Source organism: Streptomyces palmae (assembly GCF_004684805.1).
GTDB classification, from domain to species: domain Bacteria; phylum Actinomycetota; class Actinomycetes; order Streptomycetales; family Streptomycetaceae; genus Streptomyces; species Streptomyces palmae.
The window spans coordinates 1-5,565 of record NZ_SRID01000423.1 but is presented as its reverse complement, the minus strand read 5'-3'; the positions used below and the strand labels follow the sequence as shown (position 1 = coordinate 5,565).

General features: G+C 72.3%; 4 protein-coding genes. 3 read left to right on the top strand and 1 reads right to left on the bottom strand.

The window, feature by feature from the left end; genetic code table 11:
* Positions 1–159 precede the first annotated feature (159 nt).
* On the top strand, positions 160–1,386 hold the full coding sequence (ftsY, locus tag E4099_RS28275) for a signal recognition particle-docking protein FtsY (protein ID WP_135341969.1): 1,227 nt from the start codon (positions 160–162) through the stop codon (positions 1,384–1,386).
* Between the two features lie 124 nt (positions 1,387–1,510).
* Here ftsY and E4099_RS28270 read toward each other — a convergent pair whose 3' ends face one another.
* The gene (locus tag E4099_RS28270) at positions 1,511–2,191 is read right to left on the bottom strand and encodes a bifunctional DNA primase/polymerase (protein ID WP_135341968.1); all 681 of its coding nucleotides are present in this window, start codon (positions 2,189–2,191) and stop codon (positions 1,511–1,513) included.
* A gap of 467 nt (positions 2,192–2,658) precedes the next feature.
* Between E4099_RS28270 and nsdA the strand changes: the two genes are divergently transcribed.
* On the top strand, positions 2,659–4,143 hold the full coding sequence (gene nsdA, locus E4099_RS28265; RefSeq protein ID WP_135341967.1) for a transcriptional repressor NsdA: 1,485 nt from the start codon (positions 2,659–2,661) through the stop codon (positions 4,141–4,143).
* 191 nt (positions 4,144–4,334) lie between these two features.
* The coding region (locus E4099_RS28260; protein WP_135341966.1) for an ammonium transporter at positions 4,335–5,565 on the top strand (1,231 nt) is incomplete at its 3' end.

Here is a 5,565-nt window from a genome sequence, read left to right as displayed (position 1 = left end):
GGGTGGGGGGAAAGGCCGCGGCGGGGCGACCTGGAGCCCCGCACGCGACGCGAATCGGGCCTATCGTACTTTGGCCCCCTTACCCCCATTAGGGGCTTTGGTCCTGAGCGGCGGACACCGGATCGCTATTCCCGATACGTGGCTGATACTGAGGGGGTTATGGAATTCGTCATCCTTGCTGTAGCCATCGCTGTGATCGCGCTCGCCGCGATCAGCGGGCTCGTCGTCAGCAGCCGCAAGAAGAAGCAGCTGCCGCCGACCCCGCCGAGCAGCCCGTCCGTCACCGCGCCGCCCGCCGAGCCGCACGTCGGCGAGGAGGCCGAACCCACCACGCGCGAACAACCGCGCCGGACCATCGAGGAGGTGGACCTCCCGGTCGCCGAGGCGCCGGCCGCGCCCGCCGAGCCCGAGGCCCCCGAGGCCCCGGCGATCGAGGTCCCCGAACCCACCGCCGGGCGACTGGTGCGGCTGCGCGCCCGGCTCGCCCGCTCGCAGAACTCGCTGGGCAAGGGCCTGCTCACGCTGCTCTCCCGCGAGCACCTGGACGAGGACACCTGGGAGGAGATCGAGGACACCCTGCTCACCGCCGATGTCGGCGTGGCCCCCACCCAGGAGCTGGTCGAGCGGCTGCGCGAGCGCGTCAAGGTCCTCGGCACCCGCTCCCCCGAGGAGCTGCGCGGCCTGCTGCGCGAGGAACTGCTGAACCTGATCGGCACCGACGCGGACCGCAGCGTGCACACCGAGAGCGGTGTGGGCGTCAACGGTGAGGAGAAGCCCGGCGTCGTCATGGTCGTCGGCGTGAACGGCACCGGCAAGACCACCACCACCGGCAAGCTGGCCCGGGTGCTGGTCGCGGACGGCAAGTCCGTGGTGCTGGGCGCCGCGGACACCTTCCGCGCCGCCGCCGCCGACCAGCTCCAGACCTGGGGCGAGCGGGTCGGCGCGCGCACCGTGCGCGGCCCCGAGGGCGGCGACCCGGCGTCCATCGCCTTCGACGCGGTCAAGGAGGGCATCGCGGAGAGTGCCGATGTGGTGCTCATCGACACCGCGGGCCGGCTGCACACCAAGACCGGTCTCATGGACGAGCTGGGCAAGGTCAAGCGGGTCGTCGAGAAGCACGGCACGGTCGACGAGGTGCTGCTGGTGCTGGACGCCACCACCGGGCAGAACGGCCTGGTGCAGGCGCGGGTGTTCGCCGAGGTGGTCGACATCACCGGCATCGTGCTCACCAAGCTGGACGGCACCGCCAAGGGCGGCATCGTGGTCGCGGTCCAGCGGGACCTGGGCGTGCCGGTGAAGCTGGTCGGTCTCGGCGAGGGCGCGGACGACCTGGCGCCGTTCGAGCCGGAGGCGTTCGTCGACGCGCTGATCGGCAACGGCGGCTGACGGGCCGGACCGGAGCCTCACCACCGGGTGCCCCGCCGCGTGCTCCGCGGCGGGGCACCCGGCTGTTGGGGGGCTCGTACGGCGCTGTTCGGGGGCTCGTACGGCGCCTTGGAACCCGCGGGGCTCAGCGCGCCGAGCGGTGGCAGACGTACGCCAGGGTGCCCAGCAGCAGCCGGGCCTCGGGCGGGCGGGCCGCGGTGTCCAGCGACGGCGGGCGCAGCCAGCGCACCGGGCCGAGGCCGCCGAGGTCCGAGGGCGGGGCGGTGAGGTGGTCGCCCGGCCCCAGGCAGCGCAGGTCCAGATCGGCGTCGTCCCAGCCCATGCGGTAGAGCAGGGCGGGCAGCTCGGCGGCGGCCCCGGGGGCCACGAAGAACTGGGTGCGCCCGTGCGGGGTGGCGGCCACCGGCCCCAGCGGCAGCCCCATCCGCTCCAGCCGGACCAGCGCCCGCCGGCCCACCCGCTCGGCCACTTCCAGGACGTCGAAGGAGCGGCCCACCGGGAGCAGTACCGCGGCCCCGGGCACCTCGGACCAGGCGGCCACCGCGTCGTCCAGGGTGGCGCCCGCCGGAACCGGTGGCGCGAACGCGAGCGGATGCGCGCCCGGCGCGGGGCACCGCACGTCACCGCATGAGCATTCGTTTCTTCCGGAACCGGAGGCGCGGGCCGCCCGCGCGCCCGGCACCACGTCCCACCCCCACAGTCCGGTGTACTCGGCCACCGTGGTGCAGTCGGATGCCCGCCCGCGGCGCCGCGGGCCGGACTGCTTGTCCCGGATGCCCCGGATGCCGCCGATCGTGAAGCCCATGCCCCCTCCAACGGGTCGCCGTCATCGATGGTTACGAACCGGAGTCCCACCTGCACACCTGGTCGCCACCCGAACGGCGGCGGCGCGAGGAGGCGTGAATGGTGGTGAGCCACGGCGCACGCGCCGTGGATTCAGGCCGATGCACCGACTCCCGGATTCCTCCCTAGATCACCCGCGTCAAGTGAATCGTGCGGGGCGGGACCGCAGTTCATTCAAAGGGGTGGCGAATGGTGGCGTTTCCCAAGGCCACCTCGCGACACCGGTGATCACCAGGTTACTTTCAGTGCACAATCCGGGATGCCGGTGTCGGCCGCTGGGTAAGGCGGGGGATATGCCATCGGCAGGCAGCCTCGGCCGGGTCGATGAAGCCGGATGGCTCGAAAACGGCCGTCCGATCCGACAACTGCCCCCGGTGGCAGGCATTCTGATGGTCATTCAAACCGGACTCGCGAGATGGGGGCGTTCCAGTGGGCGGCAACGGCGGAAGTGCTGAGAAGCGCCCCAATGCGCAGTTGGGTTCCTGGTTCGTGCGCAGCGGCTGGTCCAAGGGCGAGCTGGCGCGCCAGGTCAACCGCCGGGCCCGGGAGCTGGGCGCCCACCACGTCAGCACCGACACCTCCCGGGTGCGCCGCTGGCTGGACGGCGAGCAGCCCAGGGAGCCCATCCCGCGCATCCTCTCCGAACTGTTCTCCGAGCGGTTCGGCTGCGTGGTCGGCATCGAGGACCTCGGGCTGCGCCCGGTCCACCAGTCGCCGTCCGACTCCGGGGTGGACCTGCCCTGGGCGGCGCCGCAGACGGTCTCCCTGCTCAGCGAGTTCTCCCGCAGCGATCTGATGCTCGCCCGGCGCGGCTTCCTGGGCAGCTCGCTGTCGCTGGCCGCGGGCCCCGCCCTGGTCGAGCCGATGCAGCGCTGGCTGGCGCCGGCGCCCAGCGGCTCCACGCTCCCGGCGGCGGCCGACCCCGACCGGGTCCGCCGGCACACCCGACTCTCCAAGCCCGAACTCGAGCTGCTGGAAGCCACCGCCGTGATGTTCCGGCAGTGGGACGCGCAGTGCGGTGGCGGGCTGCGCCGCAAGGCGGTTGTCGGTCAATTGCACGAGGTGACCGACCTGCTGCAGGAGCAGCACACCGAGACCACCGCCAGGCGGCTGTTCACGGTCGCCGCCGAACTCGCCCAGCTGGCGGGCTGGATGAGCTACGACATCGGCATGCAGCCCACCGCGCAGAAGTACTTCGTGCTCGCCCTGCACGCGGCCAAGGAGGCCGGGAACCGCCCGCTGGGCTCGTACATCCTCTCCAGCATGGGCCGCCAGATGATCCATCTGGGCCGGCCCGACGACGCCCTGGAGCTCATCCACCTCGCCCAGTACGGCAGCCGGGAGAGCGCCACCCCGCGCACCCAGGCGATGCTGTACGCGATGGAGGCGCGCGCCTACGCGAACATCGGCCAGCCCAGCAAGTGCCACCGCGCGGTGCGGATGGCCGAGGACGCCTTCGAGGACTGCACCGAGCACGACGGGGACCCGGACTGGATCCGGTTCTTCTCCGAGGCCGAACTCAACGCCGAGAACGCCCACTCCTTCCGCGACCTGGCCTATGTCGCCGGCCGCAGCCCCACCTACGCCAACCTCGCCACGCCTCTCATGGAGCGGGCCGTGGAACTGTTCGGTGCCGAGGTCGGCAAGGAGGGCGGCCACCACCGGTCGTACGCGCTCAACCTGATCGGCATGGCCACCGTCCACCTGCTCCAGCGGGAGCCCGAGCAGGGTGCGGTCCTGGCCGGGAAGGCCCTGCCGTTCGCCCAGCAGGTCCGCTCCGAGCGGGTGAACAACCGGCTGCGCAAGACCGTGGCCAGCGCGGTGCGCGACTACGGCGAGGTGCCGGCGGTGATCGAGCTGAGCGAGAAGGTCGCAGAGCAGATGCCCGACTCCGCCGAGCCCCAGGCCGTCTGACCCGACACCCGCGGTCACCCCGTGGTCATCCGGCGGTTCACCCGTCCGTAACACCCGCGTGGTCTTCGTCATCGCGGCGAAACCCCGGACGGCATCCGCTGAAACCGCGCCGCGTCACTCTCGTGGCCTGAACCGGCCCGCCCGGGCATCCGAGTCCGGGACGGGGCCGCCGGCTTCGAGGAGACGTGACGGTGAATGGCGCAGATACCGCGTTCGTACTGATCAGTGCCGCGCTCGTGATGCTGATGACCCCGGGCCTCGCCTTCTTCTACGGCGGCATGGTGCGGGCCAGGAGCGCCCTGAACATGCTGATGATGTCCTTCGTCTCACTCGGCGTCGTGAGCGTGGTGTGGGTGCTGTACGGCTACACCCTCACCTTCGGCGAGGACATCGGCGGCGGGCTGCTCGGCGACTTCGGGCATCTCGGCCTCAGGGGCATCGATCCCCAGACGCTCACCGGCGAGGACGGCATCCCGGTGCTGGCCTTCGCACTCTTCCAGCTGACGTTCGCGGTCATCACCCCCGCGCTGATGAGCGGCGCGCTCGCGGACCGGGTGAGGTTCAGCGCCTGGGCGCTGTTCATCACCCTGTGGGTCAGCCTCGTCTACTTCCCCGTCGCCCACTGGGTCTGGCAGGCGGACGGCTGGCTCCACAGGCTCGGGGTGATCGACTTCGCCGGCGGCACCGCCGTCCACATCAACGCGGGCGTCGGCGCCCTCGCGGCGGCCCTGGTGGTCGGCAGGCGCATCGGCTTCGGCACGAACCCGGCGCGCCCGCACAACCTGCCGCTGGTGATGCTGGGCGCCGGACTGCTGTGGTTCGGCTGGTTCGGCTTCAACGCCGGCTCGGAGCTGGCCGCCGACGGCACCGCCGCCGCCATGGCCTTCAACACCCAGGTCGCCACCGGCGCCGCGATGCTCGGCTGGCTCGCCTGGGAGCGCGTCCGGCACGGTGCCTTCACCACGCTGGGCGCCGCCTCCGGCGCGGTCGCCGGCCTGGTCGCCATCACCCCCTCCGGCGCGTCCGTCGACCCCCTCGGCGCCCTCGCCATCGGCTTGGTCGCCGGAGTGGTCTGCGCCTGGGCGGTCGGCCTCAAGCACCGGTTCGGCCTGGACGACTCCCTGGACGTCGTCGGTGTGCATCTCACCGGCGGTCTCGTCGGCACCCTGCTGGTCGGCCTGCTGGCCACCGGCGAAGGGGGCATCGGGCAGCTGGGCAAGCAGGCGGTCGGTGCCTTCTCGGTGATGGCCTTCTCCTTCACCGCCTCCTGGCTGCTGGCCAGGTTCGTGGACGCGGTGATCGGCTTCCGGGCCACCGAGGAGGACGAGCTCGGCGGCGTCGACCAGGCGTTCCACGCCGAGACCGCCTACGACTTCGGGTCGGCCGGCGGCGCTCCGGCCGACCCGGCCCCGACCCCAGCCC